This window comes from Actinophytocola sp. (genome assembly GCF_035762905.1).
Classification (GTDB): Bacteria; Actinomycetota; Actinomycetes; order Mycobacteriales; family Pseudonocardiaceae; genus DASYTH01.
The window spans coordinates 94950-114195 of the sequence record NZ_DASUCC010000035.1; the positions used below are offsets into that span (position 1 = coordinate 94950).

Below are 19246 nucleotides of genomic sequence, written 5' to 3' on the forward strand. Positions count from 1 at the left end.
TCTTCGCTGACCGTGGCGTACGCCATCGAAACGGCGCCGTGGTCATTTACTTGGGGGAGTAAACAATGTTATTTCGTGCGCTCTGCGTCATTTTATCCGTCTTCACCATGCTCATTTCCGGTATTTTGGCCAACACTGCGACCGCATCCGCCGCGCCCACGGGAAATTACTGCACCGGGTTCGCGGAGCCGGTCGCGCCGGGCAGTCGCGACCTGGTCATCACGGACGTGACCTGCAGCGACACCCTGACACAGGTCGCCGTTCCGGCAGTCAAAATCGCCGAATTCTACGAACACGGCGGCTTCGGCGGCCGTCGATTCGACCTTCTGGTCAGCGTTGCGTGCGATGGCGCGGGTTACAGTGTCAACAATATGGACGGCGTCAACGCGCAGATCGGCGGCATGTCTTCCTATCGGTTGATGGGCCAATGCTCGCGTTCCACGATTTACACGGGCCTGAGCAAAACCGGGAGTAGTTCCGGCACTCTGTACGGTGACCAGTCACAGGTTTCGGGAACGTTCAACGATAGAACCCGTTCCTTCCGAGCCTGGCGGGGGTAACCGGCGGATCCCCTTTCCGAGGAACGTCACGTTCACCGGGCAGCGGCCCATGAACGCGACGTTCCTCGGAATCCGGCGGCTTCAGCGCGCGAGGTTAGGCGCGGTGCCGCCGCTCGGTGCGCTGCCGGTGGTCGGCACGGTTCCGGTGGGTGTCGGTGCCGGCTGAGTCGAGGTCGGCACCTCGCGCGGCGGTGGCGCCTGGGCCGGGCGCTCGGACGGGAAGTTGCGGCAGGCAGGGTTGTCCGCGATCCGCCTGCGCTGATCGGCGATGCGCTGCTCGGCCTGCTGCCGCTCGATCGTGGCGACCTGCGCGGCCAGCCGCAGCCGCTCCAACTCCTGCTGCGAGATCGCGTTCCGGCGGGCCAACTGCAGGCCCACGTTGTACTCCTCGATGGCCAGCCGCTCGAGTTCCCGGCGCAGCGGCAGCTCGTCGATGAGCCGGTTGAGCTCCAACGCCAGCGCGATGCACGCCTTGTTCGCGGCGTTGCCGAGGTTGTTGCGGCACGCCGCCTCGGCGTACTTGGCCGCGTTGAGCCGGATGCCGGCCTGGTGCAGGGCCCGCTCGGCGGCGCGCAGCTCCGACATCGATGCGGCACCGCGCGCGACGAGTTGCGCGGTCCGGTCGTAGTCTCTTCGGGCCTGGTCGAACTCGAGTTGCTGCCGCTGGATCTCGAGCTTCTCCACCTGGCACACGTCGGCATTGGCCGGAACATTCGGATAGACGTCGGTCGGGGTGACCGGTGCGGCCAGCGCGACCGCCGTGGCTGCCGTGAACATCACGGCCACCGGCGCCACGATCTTGATGAGCAGCTTCACCTGAGGTTCCTTTCCCGGACTGGAGCGGGGACGGCGCGCACAGCGTGGCGCATCCCCCGTCGCGGGAAACGGTCCGGAGCGAAGCGGTCACCGAAAGGTAAGAACTCCAAGCAACCTACGACGTCGCCGGCACCCATGCGGGCGCCGGCGACGTCAGCGGGGTCGCGCGGTCAGCGGGTCGTGGAGAACTGGTAGATCGTGGTGGTCTGGTAGGTCTGGTTGGGGCGCAGCACCGTGGTGGGGAACTGCGGCTTGTTCGGCGAGTCCGGGAAGTGCTGGGTCTCCAGGGCGAAACCGTCGGTCTGGCGGTACACCCGGCCGCTGGTGCCGACCAGCGTGCCGTCCAGGAAGTTGCCGGAGTAGAACTGGATTCCCGGCTCGGTGGTGCGGATCGAGAGCACCCGGCCGGACTCCGGGTCGACCACCGTCGCCGCCTGCTCGAGCTGGCGGAAGGTGTTGTCGCGCCGGTCGAGCACGTAGTTGTGATCGTAGCCCTGGCCGATCACCAGCTGCTCGAAGTTGTTCCGGATCCGCTCACCGATCGCGGTCGAGCGCCGGAAGTCCATCGGGGTACCGGCCACCGGGTCGAGCGTTCCGGTGGGGATCAGCGTGGTGTCCACCGGGGTGTAGCGGCTGGCGTTGACGGTCAGCTTGTGGTCCTCGATGGTTCCGCTGCCCTCACCGGCCAGGTTGAAGTAGGTGTGGTTGGTCAGGTTGACGATGGTCGCGGCGTCGGTGGTGGCCCGGTAGTCCATCCGGATCTCGTTGTCCCTGGTCAACCGGTAGGTGACGGTGGTGGTCAGGGTTCCGGGGTAGTTCTCCTCACCGGCCGGGCTGACATAGGTCATCCGCAGGCCGACCGTGTCCCGCTCGCGGAACTCGGTGGTCGTCCAGATCCGCTTGTCGAAGCCGACGTTGCCGCCGTGCAGATGGTTGACCCCGTTGTTCTGGGCGAGTTGGTAGGTGACGTTGTCGAGGGTGAACCGGCCATTGGCGATCCGGTTGGCATAGCGCCCGGTGATGCATCCGAAGTACGGGCTGCGCTCGATGTAGTCGGTGAGGTTGTTGAAGCCGAGGGCCACGTTTCCGGTGCGGCCCCGGCGGTCCGGCACCTCGATGGTCTGGATGATCCCGCCGTAGGTGAGCACCCGGATCCGCATGCCGTTGCCGTTGCTGAGCGTGAAGCGGTCGACCCGGGTGCCGTCCGGCATCGTGCCGAAGACGTCCCGGTCGATCCGGGGTGGGTTCGCGCCGGCCGCGGGCGGCGCGGCCGGGCCTAATGCGGCAAGCCCGGACATCAACAGCACGGTCGCCGTGACGTTGCCGGCCATGCGGGTGAACCGTCTCATGAGGACACCTCCGCGTTCGGTATTTCGAACAAGATTCGGTATGTCCGACCGCAGAGTGACGCTAGTGGGGTCCGAAATGGGGTGTCAACAGCCCCAATGAAGATCGCCTGCCCAAAACGCTTGCCCCAGGTCGTAGCCTCGGGGTATGCGAGGGGTTGCTGTCCTGATTTCCGTATTCGCCGCCATTGCCTCCGTCACCGCAGTTCCGCCTGCCGCCGCCGAACCCGCCGGATCGCTCGACTGGGGTCCGTGTCCGGAGCTGGCGTTGCCGTCGCCCCAGTTACAGTGTGCGACCCTGGACGTCCCGCTGGACTACCGGAACCCGAGCGGCGCCACGATCGAAGTGGCGGTGTCCCGGTTGGCCAGCCCGAACCCGGCCAAGCGGCGCGGAGTTCTGCTGATGAACCCGGGCGGCCCGGGCGGCGAGGGACTGGATCTGCCGGTCGCGTTCGCCATCCTGGCCGAGCCGGAGGTCGCCGAGTCCTACGACCTGATCGGCTTCGATCCGCGTGGAATGCAGTACAGCACGCCGGTCACCTGCCAGTTCCCGCCCGAGCTGCAGACGACCAACGTCCCGCCGTACGCACGCGACGCGGCCGACGTCCGGCGGCGGGCCGTGGAGGTGGCCGGGATCGCGCGGCTGTGCGGCGATTCGCCGACGGCGGCGATCCTGCCGCACATCAGCACCGCGAACACGGCCAGGGACATGGACCGGATCCGGGCCGCGCTCGGCGAGCCGACGATCTCCTACTGGGGCCTGTCCTACGGCACCTACCTCGGCGCGGTGTACGCGACGCTGTTCCCGCACCGCACGGACCGGATCGTGCTGGACAGCGCGGTCGGCCCCGAAGGCTTCGACGTGACCGCCTCGCGCCGGCTCGCCCTCGGGTTCCAGATCCGGTTCCCCGACTTCGCCGCCTGGGCCGCACAGCGGGACGCCACCTATGGCCTCGGCGCCACCCCGGCCGCGATCACGGCCAAGTACTTCGAACTGGCCACGCGGCTCGACCGCGAGCCGTTCCAAGGGGCGGACGGCGCGCTGTTCCGCACGTTCACGTTCAGCCGGCTCTACGACGACCGGACCTTCCCCGAACTGGCCGAGGTCTGGCAGGCGGTCGACGCCGCCGGCCCGCTACCCGGCAGGGCGTTGGCCGCACAGGACATCGAGAACGTCCTGGCTTCCCAGCTGCACGTGATCTGCAACGACACCGAATGGCCCGAGTCGGTGCGCACCTACCAGCACAGCGTGGCCGTCGACCGGATCCGGTTCCCGATGTTCGGTGCCGCGGCGGCGAACATCTGGCCGTGCGCGTTCTGGCCGATCGATCCGGTCGAACGTCCGGTGCGCATCGACGACCGCGGCCCGGCCAACATCCTGATCATGGAGAACCTGCGCGACCCGGCCACCCCGCTACCCGGCGCGGTCGAGCTGCGGCTGGCATTCGGCCACCGCGCCCGGCTGGTCACGGTGGACCAGGGCGGTCACGGCGTGTACCTGCTGTCGGCCAGCGCCTGCGGCAACGACATGGTCAGCGAGTTCCTGCTCACCGGCCGGCGCCCGGCCCGGGACACGTTCTGCCCACGGGAGACCGGCGCAACCGCGACCCGGGACGTGCGCCCGCTCGCCGCGCTGCTGCGTCCGTTGGGTCAGCGGTAGCCGAGCCGGCGGGACAGGGCGTCGGCGCCGGAGCGCACCAGCTCGGTCCACTCCTCCCGGGACCGGTCGTCCCACCGGATGTTGGGCACCGAGATGCTCATCGCCGCGACCATCGCACCGGACCGCTCGTAGACCGGCGCGGCCACGCAGTGCACGGCCGTGTTGGACTCGCAGTCGTCGTAGGCGATCCCGGCCTTGCGGACCGCGGCCAGGTGGGTGCGCAGCTTGGTCGGCGAGGTGATGCTGCGCGGGGTCATGGCCAGCAGCGTGCGGTTGCGCGGGTACAGCGCGTCCAGTTCGTCGGAGCCCAGTCCGGAGAGCAGCATTTTGCCCACACCGGTGCAGTGCGCGGGCAGCCTGCGGCCGACCGCGGACACCATGCGCACCGGATGCGTGCTGTCCATCTTCGCGATGTAGACGACCTCGGTGCCCTCGAGCAGTGCCACGTGGACCGTCTCGTCGCAACTCGCGGCGACCTCCTGCGCGACCTGCTGTGCCTCATGGGAAATGTCCAGCCGCTCGGCAAAGCTGCTGCCGAGCAGGAACAGCCGCAATCCCAGGCGGTACCGGGTCGGCTGGCCGGGAATCGGAATCAGGTAGGAGCGGTCGGCCAGGGTGGTGACCAGTTCGTGCACCGTGGTCCGCGGCAGGCCAAGCCGCTCGGTGATCTCCGGGGCGGAAATTTCGGGAGTGTCCAGCAGAAGCTCGAGGATGTCCAGGGCACGACCGACCGCCGGAACCGCGCGACCCAACGGCGTCACCTCGTCGAATGGGGTACGAAATGTTGGACGGGAGCTTAGGTAAGGCGGGACTGAGCTGTCAAAACGCCGGTAGTGGATCTTGACCCAGCGACCCGGCAGCCCGTAGATTCGACGGTAATTCGAAGTCGAACGGATTTCGGTATTTCGAACAAGGAGGGGGCGGGTGCCACGCTTCCCGGACGGCGCGCATTACCGGGTGGAGATCCCCAGCGTCGAGGGGCCACGGTGTCTCGACGCGGTACTGACCGAGGCGGACCGGCTCGAGGTGCCGGTCTCCCGCGTGTCGCAGGGCAGCGGCGTGGGCCTGATGACCGATGCGGACATCGGCGAGATGGTCAAGCTGGCCGCCGCGGCCGGTGTCGAGCTGAGCCTGTTCGCCCGGCCGTGCGCGGCCTGGGGCACGTCGGCCATGGCTCGCACCCCGGCCGGTGCGGTGCTCGCGCCAACGGCGTGGGGCCAGGATCAGCTGTCCGCGGTGATGGACGAGATCCGGCGGGCCGCCGATCTCGGTGTGCGCAGCGTGCTGGTGTCCGACCTCGGGGTGCTGGCCACGCTGGGCCGGCTGCGCGCGGCCGGTGAGCTGCCGGCCGACCTGCAGGCGAAGGTGTCGGTGATGCTGCCGGTGGCCAACCCGGCCACCGCCGAGGTGCTGGTCGGGCTGGGCGCGAACACGCTGAACCTGCCGACCGACCTGAGCCTGGCGCAGATCGCCGAGATCCGGGCCGCGGTCGACGTCCCGCTGGACGTCTACGTCGAGGCGCCGGACAACCTCGGCGGGTTCGTGCGGCACCACGAGCTGCCCCGGCTGGTCGAGCTGGCCGCGCCGGTCTACACCAAGTTCGGGCTGCGCAACGCGCCGGACGTGTACCCGTCCGGCAGCCACCTCGAGGACCTCACCGTCGGCCTGTCCCGGGAACGCGTCCGCCGCGCCCGGCTCGGATTGGACCTGTTGCACCGCTCCGGAAGCACGGCGATCTGCTCACCCCCCGGCGCCGCCGGGCTCGCCCTGCCCGTCCCCTGAGATCCGGGGCAGGATCACGGTCGGATACTGGCCCCGGTCATCCGGCCGGATCGGACTGAACTCGCGGTCGTCGGTCGGCCAGTTCAGCCGCACCCCCGCCCGGCGCTCGGCCGCGTCGTCCAGCAACTCGGCCACCGTGATCGCCTCCCCCTGTCCTCGGAACACGTGCATCTGTGCGGTGCGCTTGTCAGCCACCAGGCAGCAGATCGCCCAGGCGAGCCCCACCGCCAACGCACCCGAGGCGAAGGCCAGCACCCCGGTCAACCCGCCGACATCTTCCGGGCGATGGTGTCGGCCTCTTCCCGTTCCAGCTGCGCCCAATAGAGCGCCTCATGATGGTGGAACCGGTCGACGTCGGCCATCTCGGCGTACACCCGCGCGGCCAGCAACCGGTAGTTCCGCCACGCCGTCAGCGAAGCCTGCCGGGCGGGCCGAATCTTCATCAGCGCCTCGTGCGCCTCGGCCAGGGTGTTCGGCGTCGAGGTCAGGCCGGTCCGTTGCACATCTAGCAGAGTAACTTTCAAATCAGCTAGGCCTATAGTTCTCGCCGTAGCACGATCGGGTGGAAGATCGGCCCCGGCACACGCTTCGCCGGCAGACTGTCCGGCGACTGGCGAACGAGAAAGGCGGCCCGGTGGCGGAACGAAGCGATCCCCCGGCCCTGCGGTGGCTGATCGGCGTCGAACTGACCAACTACCGCAAGCAGTCCGGAGTGTCCCAAGCCGTCGCCGCCAAAGCCCTCGGCATCTCGGCGGGCATGGTCGGCCACTTCGAGGCCGGCAGGTACTTTCCGGCCCCCGAACAGATCGCCACCATGCTCGACCTCTACGGCGCCCCCAAATACGACGTCGAGCGCCTGTCAGCCTTGGCCGGCCGCGCCGGCCAAAGCAGTTGGCTGGCCCGCTGGAACGACATCCTCCCCGACTGGGCCAAAACCTACGTCGGCCTCGAAGGCCTGGCCTCACACGTGATCACCTACATGCCGCTGGTCCTCCCCGCCCTCGTGCAGACCAAGGAGTATTCGGCCGGGGTGACCTCACCAAGCGCGCGGGTGCGACCGGACCAGCAGGAGCGCCTGGTCGGCCTGCGCATGGAACGCCAACAGCGGCTGTTCAACGATGACCATCCGCTCCGGCTCACCGCGCTCATCGAGGAATCCATCCTGGACCGACCGATCGGCGGCGACAACGCCCGGCACGTCATGCGCGACCAACTCCGCCACCTGATCGACCTGTCGAAACGCCACAACGTCGAGATCCTGATCCTGCCGATCGCCATCGGCCGCCATGATGGCCTGGAGGGCCAGTTCACCGTGCTGCACTTCGATCAGGCGCAGCCGGTCGGCTATGTCGGAATCCCCGATGACGCCGTGTACATCCAAGATCAGCATCAGGTCGAGAAGTACACTAAGAGCGCGGAACTCTTGCGCTCCATTGCGTTGTCGCAGCCGCAATCCGTCGCAGCGATCACGGCCCGGCTGGCAGCGCTCGATTGACGGCTGGAAGGAGCCTCCCGATGCCCACCGCACCCCGTAGCCTTCGGTGGCGGACGTCAAGCTTCAGCAGCAACGGACCGAACTGCGTGCAGGTCGCCCACGACCTCACGGCCCTCCGCGATTCCAAGAACCCCACCGGCCCCATCCTGCAGGCCAACCTCCGCACCTTCCTCGGCGCGGTCCGGTGGCGGGTCTCAAGCTTCAGCAGCAACGGCACGAACTGTGTCGAAGTCGCCCACGACCTCACCGCCCTCCGCGACTCCAAGAACCCCACCGGCCCGGTCCTGCAGGCCAACCTCCGCACCTTCCTGCGCGCCGTTCAGGACGGACCGGATCACCTCCGGTGGCGAACCTCCAGCTTCAGCAGCAACGGCCCCGACTGCGTCGAAGTCGCCCACGACCTCACCGCCCTGCGCGACTCCAAGAACCCGACCGGCCCCCTCCTGCGCGCCGACCTCCGCCACCTCTTACAAGCCGTACAGACAATCGAGTTCCGCCCAACCGCGACCCGCTGACCCACGCCACGGCTCGTGTCCCGGCCCCGGCCGCAGGCCGGCGCCTGCGGCGATCTTTGTTCGCTGCCGCCTCGATTGCTGTGGCCGACAGGGGCGCCGACCATCTCGCCGAACGCGCGGCAGGCCGGTTCCGGGACAGGACCGACCGTGCACAGACCGGCGCACCGGTCCTCAGCCCGCGCGCTCGGACCCTGCGCTCCGCGACTCCTCCTGCGGGTCAGGCACCTCCCGGATGTCCAGCCGCACCCGCCTGCCGGTCAACTCCTCCAACTCGCCGCGGAGCCGGTCGGCCTCCGCACCGCGAGGACCGGCCAGCAAGATCGGCCGGGCGGCGCGGATATCGACCCGCAGCCGATCCGCGGCCCGGCTCACCTCCACCGCCGACAGCCCGACCGCCCGTTCCACCCCCCGCTGCACCACACCGCGGACCGCGGCGTCCTGCGCGGCCTCCGCCTCGGCGCGCAACTCCAGGTCCGTCACCACCTTCGAACCAGCGGCAAGTCCCGCGTCCGCCCCGGCCACCTCGATCTGCTCCGCCAGCAGCCGGCCCACGATCTCCCGGCGCCCCTGCTCATCAGCCGCGGCATACGCCCGACCCGCCTCGGCGGTCAGCGCCACATCCACGTTCGGATTCAGATAAACCCGCAACACCACCGGCGGCTGGCCGGCAGCACGCCCGGCAACCACCATCCGACGGGCGACGGTGTACTTCTCCCCGGTCTCGGCCATCCGGGCCCGGATCTGCTTCTTCAACGCGCTGTCGTCAGTCACGCCATGCCCCTCACGGCGATACCGCCCCGCGCCCTGATCGCCTGGCTCAGCAATGACCGAACTCACCGACAGCGCGAACCAGCGGCCCTTGTCCTCACCGCCGCCGCGGGCACGGGCCACGGACAGCTCGGAGTGCGGCAGGCGCTCCTGCCGGCACCCAGACTACCCGGCACCTCCATCACGACAACCAGATAATCCCGCCCCACGAACCAATTTCAGCCGCAAGCCAGATACAGACCTATCCAATACACCCGGAGGGCAGGTTCAAACTCATGAATGGTCGGCCTGGGTGGGGTTGAGGCGGTACTCGGCGTGCACCAGTTCGAGGAGTTCGGCGACCGAGGTGTCCTTCGAGGCGCGGTCGAAGGTGATCTCGCCGTGCTGCAGCAGGTTCACCCGGTCGCAGATGTCGACGATCTGGCTGTAGTTGTGTGCGATCAGGATGATCGCGAGGTCGCCGCGGCGCTTGAGCGAGTCGAGCAGGCGCAGGATCAGGCCGCTTTCCTTGGCGCCCATGGCGGCCAGCGGCTCGTCCAGCAACAGCAGTTTCGCGTTGGAGTAGACGGACCGGGCCACCGCGATCGCCTGGCGCTGGCCGCCGGAGAGCAGGGCGACCTCGATGTTGACCGAGGGAATGCGGATGCCGATCGAGTCGAGGGCCTCGCGGGCCCGGCGGCGCATCTCCTTGCGGCGCAGGAACGGGATCGGGCGGTGCACCAGTTCCTTGTTCAGGTGCAGGTTGAGGTAGACGGGCAGGTCGTTGACCAGGGCCAGATCCTGGAACACGGTCTCGATGCCGAGCGAGCGGGCGTGCACCACCGAGCGGAGCGTCACGTCCTCGCCCTCGAATTGCAGCGACCCGCCGTCGGGCTGGTGGTACCCGGTCAGGATCTTGATCAGCGTGGACTTGCCGGCGCCGTTGTCGCCGATCAGGCCGAGGATCTCGCCCTTGCGCACGTGCAGGTTGATGTCGCGCAGCGCGGTGACCGGGCCGAACTTCTTGCTGATGTTCCTGGCCTCCATCACCATCGGGATGCCGTTGTCCTCGGTCATGTCACCCCCCGGGTGCCGAACCGTTTTCGCAGCACGATCAGTGACACGTTGAGAATCATGGCGAACAGGATGGCGATGCCCAGCACCACGTTGAACGCGTTGGCGCTGACCCCGGTGAGGTTGAACCCGTCGAACACGATGCCGAGCAGCAGCGCGCCGAGGAACGCCCCGATCACCGTCCCGGATCCGCCGAGCAGCGCCGTACCGCCGATGACCGCCGACGCCACGGCGAAGAACATCACGTTGAAACCGCCGTTGGTCGGGTCGTAGGAGTCGACCCGGGTGCCCTGCAGGATGCCGGCCAGCCCGGCGAGCGTGCTGCAGATCGCGAAGTTGACCACCTTGACCCGGTTCACCCGGATCCCAGACTCGGCGGCTCCGATCGGGTTTCCGCCGGTGGCCTGGGTGTAGATGCCGAACCTGGTGGCGGACAACAGCGTCTGCATGATCGCCACGATCACCAGCGCCCACATGAACTCCGACCACCGCGCCCCGCCGAACACCTCCAGGATCCCGTGCCCGGTCGGCACGCTGACCGGCCGGGCGTTGGAGATGATCAGGACCAGACCCTGGAGCAGGAACGCCATGCCCAGCGTGGTGATGAACGACGGCAGTGTGAGCACGGTCCGAATCAACCCGTTGACCGTCCCGATCAGCGTGCAGATCAGGATCGCGCCGAACAGCGCCACGGCCATCGGCGCCCCGTTGACGTAGAACAGCATCAGCACGAACGGAGACAGCGTGAACACGAACCCGGCGGACAGGTCGATCTCACCGCAGATGAGCAGCATCACCTCGCCCGCCGCGACGATCGCCCAGGGGGCGACGTACTGGGCGATCGTCTGGTAGTTCGCGAGCGAGTTGAACGCGTCGCTGGTGACGGTGAAGTAGATGCCTGCGGCGATCGTCACCAGCAGGATGCTGAGTTCCTTGATCCGGGTCAGACCGACCAGGAACGACATGTCGCTACCGGTTCAACTGCTGCGGCGGCGGCAGCGGGATCGCCGACGGCATGTTGATCAGTTCGCTCTTCGAGCCGCCCTCGAACTTGCTGTCCGCCGACAGGTACAGGTCGGCGACCTCCTTGGTCACGAAGGTCAGGCCGGTGTCGGTGACCGGCGGGGAGACCAACGTGCCGGACAGCCGGTACAGGTACAGGTACAGCACGGTCAGGAAGCCCTGCAGGTACGGCGACTGGTCGATGGTGAAGTCCAGCGCGCCCGACTTCACGCCCTCGAGCGAGCCCTTGAGCAGGTCGAACCCGCCGCCGCGGATCTGACCGGTCAGGCCGCGGTCGGTGATCAGCTTCGCGCAGGCCTCGGTGCTGCCGGCGTCGACCGCGTAGATGCCCTTGGCGCCCTGGTTCCCGGTGTAGGCGGCGGTCATCGCGTTCAGCTCGCCGGCCTGCTCGGCGCCGGTGTTGACCGACCGCACGGTCACGCCGGGCGCGGCCACCCGCAGGGCGTCGATGATCCCGTCCAGCCGGGGCTGCACGTTGTTGCCGCCCGGCTGGGAGATGCCGACCAGGATGTCGCCGGACTGGACGTCCCGGGCGATCCGCTGGCCCATGAGGAAACCGGATAAGTACAGGTCCTGCCCGACGTAGGACAGCGGGAAGTTGTTGGCCGCGTTGGCGTTGTAGGCGATGACCGGGATGCCCTTGCCGAGCGCGGTCTTGGTCGGCTCGATGAACGCGCTGTTGTCGGTCAGCGCGATGGCGATGCCGGGTGCGTTGGCGTTGATCGCGGTCTCCATGGCGCTGGCCATCTGGGCCACGTTGCCGTTCTCCGAGCCGGTCCACTGCGGCTCGGGGATGCCGAGCAGGGCCGCCGCGTCGGCCATGCCGGTCTTGGTCGGGACGAAGAACGAGTTCGTGGTCACGTGGTTGACGAACACGAACCGCCAGTCCGGGGTATCCGGGAAGTTGCCGGTGGCGGCAGCGTTCTCGCCGCCCTGGCCCTCCTGGACGCCGGTGCACGACGCCAGCAGCGCGCTCGCCGCTGCCGCACCGCCTCCGACGCCGAGATACCTCAGTGCCGTCCTACGAGAAGGGTTGCCAGCCTGGTACGTCATCGTATGCCCCCGCGTCCATCTCGGCGGTAGTGCATGAATCATTCGATGATTGGTCCATTTAGTCAAGAGCCCAGGTCCCGGGCGGCCCGCACGGTGTGCCAGACCAGCTCACCGGGCACCTCGTCGTCCAAAGTGGACGAAACCACGGTCCACCACGGGTCCTCGGCGCAGTCCCGCCGGATCAGCGCGCCGACGCAGGACACCCCGTCCCGGAACTGGCCGTGCTCGAGCACCGCCCGGCCGGCCCGGATGCCGGACAGCTCCGCCTCCAGCTCGTCGGTGTCCACCGTCGTGCGCGCGGTGAACCGGGGCATGCCCTGCTCGGCCAGGTACTCGGCCCGCCGGGATCGGGGCAGCGCGGCGAGCAGCGTCTTGCCGATCACCGTGGCGTGCGCGGCCACGTCCAGGCCGACCTCGAGATCCTCCAGGTACGGCGAGTCCGGGCCCTCGACCAGATCGGTGATCATGATCCGGCCGGAGACGAACCTACCGAGGTAGGCGGTGCGCCGGGTGAGCGCCGACAGGTGCCGCAGCACCTGGTGCGCCTGCGGTGGCCGGTGCAGCGAGGACAGCATCTCGTGGAACCGCATGGCCACCGAGGAGCCCAGCCGGTAGTGGCCGTCGTCGCCCCGGGTGAGGTAACCCTCGTAGGTCAACGTGCGGACCAGGTGATAGGCGGTGGACAGGTTCAGCTCGCAGCGGCGGGCGATCGCCTTCACGGTCAGCGGGGCCGGGCTCGCGCCCACCTCCTCGAGCACCCGGAACGCCCGGGACACCGAGCGAACCAGGTCGGACGGTTCGGGTGCCGCGTCGCGCATGGCTCACCGTCCCACGACCTCGGGGTCACCGGCGCACCCATTGTGCGCCGCCACCGCGGGCGTCGGCCATCCCCCGTTTTCGTCATTTGAAATCTCCGAGTTGAGGCCGGCGGTGCGGACTGCGAGGGTCGAGGGATGGAGCGGATTCCGAAACGCTTCGCCGACGCGCTGTCCGACGTGTTCGACCCGTGCTGCCGGGAGAAGGGCATCTCCGTGGTGGACATGGGATTGCTGCACTCGGTGTCGGAGCACGACGGGCACGCCCGGGTGGAGCTGCTGCTCACCTCCGGCTGGTGCCCGTTCGCCGCGCGGGTGCTCACCGACGTGCGCGAGCGGGTCGAGGCCCTGCCCGGCGTGGACACCGCCGAGGTCGAGATCGTCTGGCACACCCCGTGGACCACTGACCGGCTGTCCGACTCGGCCCGGTCCAAGCTGCGCTTCCTGCCCGACCCGGTGGCGGTCGCCGACCGGGACGCCTACATCGCCGCACACCAACCGACCCGGAAGGAGGCCGGCCGTGATCGATGACGTCTTCGTGTTCGACGGGGTGGCCCACCCGTTCAACTTCGAGCCGAAGAACGCGTTCGGCAAGCCGGGCGAGATGTTCTCCAACCACCTCTACGCCTTCCACGCCACGCTGACCCCGGACGACGCCACCCACCTGTCCGCCGAGCAGTTCCTGCGCAAGTGGACGATCGAGGACATCCGGCGGATGGTCTACGAGGAGTCGGACACCGACATGCTGGTGGCGATGCCGCTGCCGCTGACCGACCTGTACGCCGACGGGCTGTCCCCGTGGGAGGAGTGCGCGGAGCTGGCCGCGCGCGACCCGGACAAGACGGTGTTCTGGGGTTCGGTGAACCCGCTTGAGGGCCGGCGCGCGCTGGACCTGATGGAGCGTCAGGTCGGCGAGTTCGGCGCGAAGGCGTTCAAGTTCTACAACGTGCGCTACGACTACGGCCAGCCGTTCCCCTGGCGGATGGACGATCCGCGGGTGGCCTTCCCGGTGTTCGAGAAGGCGCAGGAACTCGGCGTGAACCTGATCGGTGTGCACAAGGGCGTGCCGCTCGGCCCCCAACCGATCGAGCACACGCAGACCTGGGACATGGACGGCGCCGCGGCCAACTTCCCGGACATCAACTTCGTGATCTACCACGTCGGCCTGCCGTTCCTGGACGAGACGTGCTGGCAGCTCATCCGCTACCCGAACCTGTACGCCTCGATCGCCGCCACGATCAACTTCGTGGTCCGGGCGCCCCGCATGTTCGCCGAGATCATCGGGAAACTGCTGTTCTGGTGCGGCGAAGACAAGATCGTCTACGGCAGCGAGGCGCCGATCTTCCACCCGCAGTGGGCATTGCGTGCCTTCATGGACTTCCAGATCCCGCAGGACCTCTGCGACGGCTACGGCTATCCCCAGCTCACCGACACCGCCAAACGCAAGATCCTCGGCGAGAACCTCCTGCGCCTGCACGGCATCGACAAACCGCGTTAAGCGCCCGCCGCCACCACCCCGGATCCACCGGCGGCGACCGCCCGGCGGAGCAGGGCCGCCGATCGCCGGTTCCGGCGCTTACCCCCTGGCGCCGGAACCGGCACTCACCACCCCCAGAACCCAAGACTCGCCCACCCGGACCCAGCAACTCACCAACCCGGACCCGGCAACTCGTCGACCCCGACCCAGCAACTCGCCGAACGCCCGGCGCCCTCCGGCGAGTCCCCGGCTCCAGCACCCGAACCCCCGGCTCCAACACCCGAATCGCCGATTCCAGCCCCCGAACCGCCGATCCGGGATGCAGCGGACTGGCCGGTTCCGGCAGCCCACCCCGCACCCACACCGCCGCACCGCACCGCCGCCGCTGCGCGGCGGCCGCGCCGCGCAGCGGCGGCGATCGGCCCGACGTAACGACTCGCCGGTCCGGAGCCGGGAACTCGCCGGGGCCTGAGCGCTAGGACCTGTTTAGAAAGTGGTGTTGGCGAGGGCGCGTAGCCAGATGTCGATGGTGGCGACGTGCACGGTGGCTTGGTAGCGCAGGGCGAGTCGTACCTGGTGGCCACGGCGCGGTGGCGTTTGAGTCGGTTGATGCCGCATTCCACGGCGTGGCGCTGCTTGTAGAGCTGTGGATCGAACGCTGGTGGCCGTCCTCCGGCCGAGCCTTTGGCTCGGCGATGGGTGTGTTGGTCGGCCTTGACGGGGATCGTCGCGGGCGATCCGGTGGCGGCGCGGGTAGGCCGGTTGGCCCGGGAGGAGTCGGCGCGACCTCGCCCTCTTGACTCCGCAGCCGGCATCTGTCCATACTGAGCATAGACAGTAGATGTGGTGGAGGCTTTGCGGATGCACGTCATCGTCTCGCCTGTGCCCGGAGTACCCCTGTATGAGCAGATCGTTGAGCAGATTCGACAGCAGATCATGGCCGGGGAGCTCGCGGCCGGGACGCCGCTGCCGTCATTGCGCGCGCTGGCCGCAGAGTTGCGGGTCAGCCTGATCACGACCACGCGGGCGTACAACGACCTGGCCGCCGAGGGGCTGATCGTGAACGTGCCTGGCAAGGGCTCGTTCGTCGCGCAGATCGACCCAGAGCAGGCCCGCTGGGACTGTCTGGACCGGGCGCGGGCGGAGTTTCGGCAGATCGTCGAGCGCACCCGGCACATCGGCCTGGTCTCGCTGGAGGAGTTGACTGCGATGCTCGCGCAGGAATGGGAGCGATGAACACGACAGAGCACATTGTGGAGGCCGTCGGGCTCGTGAAGCGCCGCGGAGACTTCACCCTCGGCCCGCTGGACCTTCGCGTTCCGCGGGGCTTCGTCACCGGGATGGTCGGTGCCAACGGCTCGGGCAAGACGACGACGCTGCGCACGCTGCTCGGGCTCGTCCGCTCGGACGCGGGAACGATCGCGATGCCGCCGATCGGCGAGGTCGGGGTCGTGTTCGACCAACCGTTCGTGCTGCCGTACTGGCGCGTCCGTGACGCGGCGGCCGCCTATGCCGCGTCTCGACCCGGTTGGGACCAGGACTGGTTCGACCGGCTGTGCCGCCGGTTCAGGCTGGGGGCCAACGAGCGAGTGAACAAGCTGTCGCGGGGCCAGGGCAACAAGCTGATGATCGGGCTGGCGATGGGCAATCATCCCGATCTGCTGATCCTGGATGAGCCCACCAGCGGCCTTGACCCGGCCGCGCGTGCCGACCTGGTCGATCTGCTGCGCGAGCACATGCGCCGTCCGGAGGCGTCGATACTGTTCTCCACGCACATCACCAGCGACCTGGAGCACTTCGCCGACTACCTAGTGTTCGTCGATGGCGGTCAGGTCATCTACTCCGGCGCCGTGGACGAACTCATCGAGGAGTTCGCCTACATTCGAGGAGCGTTGACGGACCTCACCGCGGAGAACACACCACTGATCCGGGGCCTGCGCCGCGGTCAGCACAACTTCGACGGCATCATCCGCACCGCCGACACCGCCGGGTTCGGCTCGGGCGTCCAGATCGAGACCCCGACGATCGAGCGGGTCGTCGTTCATCATGTGCGGTCCAGCGACGAGGAGCCCTGACATGCATGCCATTGCCCGCTTCGTCGGCCTGGACCTGCGGTCCATGCGGCCCAACGCGAAGTTCTTGATCATCCCTGCGGCGATCGTCGGCGTCTCGACGCTGGTGGCCAGCGCCGTGCTCCTCAGCCCGTACCTGCTGATCCCGGGGATATCCTGCTTGGCGGTTCTCAACACCCCGATGCACCTGTTCGGAAACGACGAACGCGGCCGCCTCGACACCCTCTACGCCGCGCTCGGCATCCGGCGCCAGCACGTCGTCCTCGGCCGTTATGCGACCTGCCTACTGCTGCTGATCGCACTCACCGTCGCAGGGACCCTCGTGGCTCCGGTTGCCGCGCTCGCCTTCGGCGCCGAGTTCGAGTGGGCCGTCGTCGCCGTCGTCGCCGCCGCCAGCGTCACGCTCATCGGCATTCTGCTTGTCGCCCAACTACCCGCGTTCTTCGCGACCGGCCCGGGCCCGATTCGCATCGTCGCCGTCTTCCCTCCCGCCATCATCATCGCCGTCCTATTCCTCGCATGGGGGTTCCCCGCTGTCCGCACCGGGCTGCTGTCGTGGCTCGAGGACGCGAACCCCGCCCGGCTCACCGTCGCCGCGATCGCGGCCCTCAGCATCCTCGGACTCGCCTCCACCGCGCTCTCCGCGCGCCTCTACGCTCGGCGCGATCTCTAGCGCTCGACCGCTTTCACTTACACGGTCCCGATGCTCGGATTGATGAAGCGCTGAACCCCCAAAGTCCGGCCCTACCCAGAACACAAACCACCGATGCGGTTCCCGCACTCCCAACTCCACGGGGCCCGGACGCCACGCGGCGCCCCCGATCGCGGGGGGACGCCCCGTTGTCCTGTGCGCGCACCGTCAAGCCGCCCACTGACCGGGCCGCCGATCGGGCCGGTTGGCACGCCGGTCCAGCAGCGCGGCTAGGACCTGTGTAGAGATCGATCATCGACCAAGACGATCAAGAAGACCGGAGACCTCGTCGGTGAGCGTTGCGGTGACGGGGCGGGCCGATCTGTCCGACGTCCAGTGGGCGGTCCTGGAACCGCTGCTGCCGGTCGGGAAGAGGCCGGGCCGCCCGCCGAAGTGGCCGAAGCGGCAGTTGATCAACGGGATCCGCTGGCGGGTTCGGGTTGGCGCACCGTGGCGGGATGTGCCGTCTGCGTATGGATCCTGGCAGGCGGTCTATGGGTTGTTTCGTCGTTGGCAGCGGGCCGGGGTCTGGGCGGCGATCCTCGCTCGGTTACAGGCCCGGGCCGACGCTGCGGGGTGGATTACCTGGGATGTCAGCGTCGACTCGACCATCGCTCGGGCGCATCAGCACGCTGCCGGGGCGCGGAAAAGGGGGGCGCGCAGAAAGAGCCACCGGCTGGAGTGGGCCAACCGGGAGCCAGCCGATCACGCGCTCGGGCGGTCGCGGGGTGGCTGGAGCACCAAGCTGCATCCGGCCACCGAGCAAGGCCAGACGGTCGAGCAGATCGTGCCACCCGGCGGCACCGAGCCCAGCCCGGTGATCACGATCGCGCTGGCCACCAGACCGCCACTCCGGGATTGACTGCTGTCGTTGCGTTCCAGCGAAACAGTCCGGGAATGTCTAACCGGACAAGCGGCGGATCACGTCCAGCCCGGCCCACAGCTCGGCGAAGCTGGTGGACAGCGCGGCCGGGCCGAGCCGGATCCCGTGCGGCGCACGGAAGTCGAGGATCACCCCGGCGTTCACGAACCGCTCGGTCAGCACCGCGGCCCGCGGATGGTCGAGGGTGACGTGGCCGCCGCGCTCATCGTCCGCGCGCGGTGAGGCCAGGGTGTAGCCGAGCGGGGCCAGCCACTCGTCGGCCAGCTCGATCAGCATTCGGGTGAGCGCGGTGGACTTGGCCCGCACCCGGTCGATCCCGGCCTCGGCGAGCAACTCCACGCCCGCGGCGACACAGAGCAGACCCGCGATCGGCGGGGTGCCGGAGAGCACCCGGCGCATCCCGGGCGCCGGACGGAAGTCGTCGTCCATCGCGAAGATGTTCTCGGTGCCGATCCAGCCACGCAGCGGCGCCGCGAAGTCCGGCTGGTGCGCGGCGCGCACGTAGAGGAACGCGGGCGCGCCCGGGCCGGCGTTGAGGAACTTGTAGGTGCAGCCGACCGCGAAGTCCGCGCCGCCCGCGTCCAGCCGCACCGGGACCGCGCCGGCGCTGTGGCACAGGTCCCAGACCACCAGGGCGCCGGCTTCGTGCACCAATTCGGTGATCGCGGCCAGATCGGCCAGGTAGGCCGAGCGGTAGGCGACGTGCGAGAGGGTGACCACCGCGGTCGACTCGCCGACGACCTCGGCCAGCTGCGCCGCGGTGACCCCGGCCCGCAGGTCCGGCCGGACCCAGCGCACGGTCAGGCCGAGATCCTCGGCGACCGCCTCGGTGACGTACCGGTCGGTGGGGAAGTTCAGCGCGTCGGTGACCAGCTCGGTGCGGCCGGGCCGCAGCGCCGCCGCGGCCCGGATCGCCTTGTGCAGGCAGATCGTCGTGGAGTCGGCCACGATCACCTGGCCGGGCGCGGCGCCGAGGCACACCTCGCCGAGCCGGTCACCGATCCGCTCCGGCAGCTCAAGCCAGCCCTCGCCCCAGGCCCGGATCATCCGTGAACCCCATTGCCGGACAAGGAGATCGTTCAAACTGTCTACAGTGGACTTCGGTGGCCGGCCCAGCGAGTTGCCGTCCAGGTACGCCACCACGGCGGGATCCCCGATCGGCACGAACCGGTCCCGAAAACCGGCCAGCTTGTCCTGTTCGTCCAGCGACCGCGCGTCGGCGAGCATCACCCACCCA

General features: G+C 68.7%; 22 protein-coding genes. 11 read left to right on the plus strand and 11 right to left on the minus strand.

Annotated elements, in window-relative coordinates; genetic code table 11:
- Nucleotides 1-65: 65 nt before the first annotated feature.
- Nucleotides 66-560: a hypothetical protein gene (locus tag VFV67_RS06390; protein WP_326467970.1), complete on the plus strand. Its 495-nt coding sequence runs from the start codon at nucleotides 66-68 to the stop codon at nucleotides 558-560.
- 81 nt (nucleotides 561-641) lie between these two features.
- On the opposite strand, the gene VFV67_RS06395 is transcribed toward VFV67_RS06390, so the two are convergent.
- Together VFV67_RS06395 and VFV67_RS06400 are read right to left on the minus strand one after the other, a co-directional pair.
- Nucleotides 642-1376 (minus strand): hypothetical protein, encoded by a 735-nt coding sequence (locus tag VFV67_RS06395; RefSeq protein ID WP_326467971.1) that lies wholly within the window; start codon nucleotides 1374-1376, stop codon nucleotides 642-644.
- A 170-nt stretch (nucleotides 1377-1546) separates the two neighbouring features.
- The gene (locus VFV67_RS06400) at nucleotides 1547-2725 is read right to left on the minus strand and encodes an aldose epimerase family protein (protein WP_326467973.1); all 1179 of its coding nucleotides are present in this window, start codon (nucleotides 2723-2725) and stop codon (nucleotides 1547-1549) included.
- Between the two features lie 265 nt (nucleotides 2726-2990).
- Between VFV67_RS06400 and VFV67_RS06405 the strand changes: the two genes are divergently transcribed.
- A complete protein-coding gene (locus VFV67_RS06405; protein WP_326467975.1) occupies nucleotides 2991-4382 on the plus strand; it encodes an alpha/beta hydrolase in 1392 nt (463 codons plus the stop codon).
- Here VFV67_RS06405 and VFV67_RS06410 read toward each other — a convergent pair.
- Nucleotides 4373-5143 carry an IclR family transcriptional regulator gene (locus tag VFV67_RS06410; protein WP_326467976.1) on the minus strand — a complete coding sequence of 257 codons (771 nt, stop codon included), beginning with the start codon at nucleotides 5141-5143 and terminating at the stop codon, nucleotides 4373-4375. The genes VFV67_RS06405 and VFV67_RS06410 overlap by 10 nt on opposite strands.
- Nucleotides 5144-5306: 163 nt before the next feature.
- On the opposite strand from VFV67_RS06410, the gene VFV67_RS06415 reads away from it, so the two are divergent.
- Entirely contained in the window at nucleotides 5307-6164 is an 858-nt protein-coding gene (locus VFV67_RS06415) for a U32 family peptidase (protein ID WP_326467977.1), read from the plus strand.
- Here the strand turns inward: VFV67_RS06415 and VFV67_RS06420 are convergent.
- Nucleotides 6123-6428 (minus strand): hypothetical protein, encoded by a 306-nt coding sequence (locus VFV67_RS06420; RefSeq protein WP_326467978.1) that lies wholly within the window; start codon nucleotides 6426-6428, stop codon nucleotides 6123-6125. The two genes, VFV67_RS06415 and VFV67_RS06420, sit on opposite strands and share 42 nt — an antisense overlap.
- Nucleotides 6425-6667, minus strand: coding sequence for an AMED_5909 family protein (locus VFV67_RS06425; RefSeq protein ID WP_326467979.1), 243 nt, complete (start codon nucleotides 6665-6667; stop codon nucleotides 6425-6427). Before VFV67_RS06425 ends, VFV67_RS06420 begins: the two co-directional genes overlap by 4 nt.
- A 131-nt stretch (nucleotides 6668-6798) precedes the next feature.
- On the opposite strand from VFV67_RS06425, the gene VFV67_RS06430 reads away from it, so the two are divergent.
- Together VFV67_RS06430 and VFV67_RS06435 are read left to right on the plus strand one after the other, a co-directional pair.
- Nucleotides 6799-7659: a helix-turn-helix transcriptional regulator gene (locus VFV67_RS06430; RefSeq protein WP_326467980.1), complete on the plus strand. Its 861-nt coding sequence runs from the start codon at nucleotides 6799-6801 to the stop codon at nucleotides 7657-7659.
- Nucleotides 7660-7679: 20 nt separating this feature from the next.
- Nucleotides 7680-8174: a DUF397 domain-containing protein gene (locus VFV67_RS06435; protein WP_326467981.1), complete on the plus strand. Its 495-nt coding sequence runs from the start codon at nucleotides 7680-7682 to the stop codon at nucleotides 8172-8174.
- A 171-nt stretch (nucleotides 8175-8345) separates the two neighbouring features.
- Here the strand turns inward: VFV67_RS06435 and VFV67_RS06440 are convergent, their stop codons facing one another.
- The 5 genes from VFV67_RS06440 to VFV67_RS06460 form a co-directional block, all read right to left on the minus strand.
- A complete protein-coding gene (locus tag VFV67_RS06440) occupies nucleotides 8346-9065 on the minus strand; it encodes a KH domain-containing protein (protein WP_326467983.1) in 720 nt (239 codons plus the stop codon).
- Nucleotides 9066-9215: 150 nt separating this feature from the next.
- The gene (locus VFV67_RS06445) at nucleotides 9216-9998 is read right to left on the minus strand and encodes an ATP-binding cassette domain-containing protein (RefSeq protein ID WP_326467984.1); all 783 of its coding nucleotides are present in this window, start codon (nucleotides 9996-9998) and stop codon (nucleotides 9216-9218) included.
- Nucleotides 9995-10960: an ABC transporter permease gene (locus tag VFV67_RS06450; protein WP_326467985.1), complete on the minus strand. Its 966-nt coding sequence runs from the start codon at nucleotides 10958-10960 to the stop codon at nucleotides 9995-9997. The genes VFV67_RS06445 and VFV67_RS06450 overlap by 4 nt, the downstream gene beginning before the upstream one ends.
- Nucleotides 10961-10964: 4 nt before the next feature.
- Nucleotides 10965-12071: a substrate-binding domain-containing protein gene (locus VFV67_RS06455; RefSeq protein ID WP_326467986.1), complete on the minus strand. Its 1107-nt coding sequence runs from the start codon at nucleotides 12069-12071 to the stop codon at nucleotides 10965-10967.
- A gap of 62 nt (nucleotides 12072-12133) precedes the next feature.
- On the minus strand, nucleotides 12134-12889 hold the full coding sequence (locus VFV67_RS06460) for an IclR family transcriptional regulator (protein WP_326467987.1): 756 nt from the start codon (nucleotides 12887-12889) through the stop codon (nucleotides 12134-12136).
- A 135-nt stretch (nucleotides 12890-13024) separates the two neighbouring features.
- On the opposite strand from VFV67_RS06460, the gene VFV67_RS06465 reads away from it, so the two are divergent.
- From VFV67_RS06465 to VFV67_RS06495, 6 genes are all read left to right on the plus strand, one after another.
- Nucleotides 13025-13417 carry a metal-sulfur cluster assembly factor gene (locus tag VFV67_RS06465; RefSeq protein ID WP_326467989.1) on the plus strand — a complete coding sequence of 131 codons (393 nt, stop codon included), beginning with the start codon at nucleotides 13025-13027 and terminating at the stop codon, nucleotides 13415-13417.
- Complete coding sequence (locus VFV67_RS06470; RefSeq protein WP_326467990.1) at nucleotides 13407-14384, plus strand: amidohydrolase family protein; 978 nt, start codon at nucleotides 13407-13409, stop codon at nucleotides 14382-14384. The genes VFV67_RS06465 and VFV67_RS06470 overlap by 11 nt, the downstream gene beginning before the upstream one ends.
- An 840-nt stretch (nucleotides 14385-15224) precedes the next feature.
- Nucleotides 15225-15599 (plus strand): GntR family transcriptional regulator, encoded by a 375-nt coding sequence (locus VFV67_RS06480; RefSeq protein WP_326467992.1) that lies wholly within the window; start codon nucleotides 15225-15227, stop codon nucleotides 15597-15599.
- Nucleotides 15596-16438: an ABC transporter ATP-binding protein gene (locus VFV67_RS06485; RefSeq protein ID WP_326467993.1), complete on the plus strand. Its 843-nt coding sequence runs from the start codon at nucleotides 15596-15598 to the stop codon at nucleotides 16436-16438. Before VFV67_RS06480 ends, VFV67_RS06485 begins: the two co-directional genes overlap by 4 nt.
- A 1-nt stretch (nucleotide 16439) precedes the next feature.
- Complete coding sequence (locus VFV67_RS06490; protein ID WP_326467995.1) at nucleotides 16440-17108, plus strand: ABC-2 transporter permease; 669 nt, start codon at nucleotides 16440-16442, stop codon at nucleotides 17106-17108.
- 322 nt (nucleotides 17109-17430) lie between these two features.
- Entirely contained in the window at nucleotides 17431-17988 is a 558-nt protein-coding gene (locus tag VFV67_RS06495; protein WP_326468033.1) for an IS5 family transposase, read from the plus strand.
- Nucleotides 17989-18027: 39 nt separating this feature from the next.
- Here the strand turns inward: VFV67_RS06495 and kynU are convergent, their stop codons facing one another.
- A complete protein-coding gene (gene kynU, locus VFV67_RS06500; RefSeq protein ID WP_326468035.1) occupies nucleotides 18028-19236 on the minus strand; it encodes a kynureninase in 1209 nt (402 codons plus the stop codon).
- Nucleotides 19237-19246: the final 10 nt, after the last annotated feature.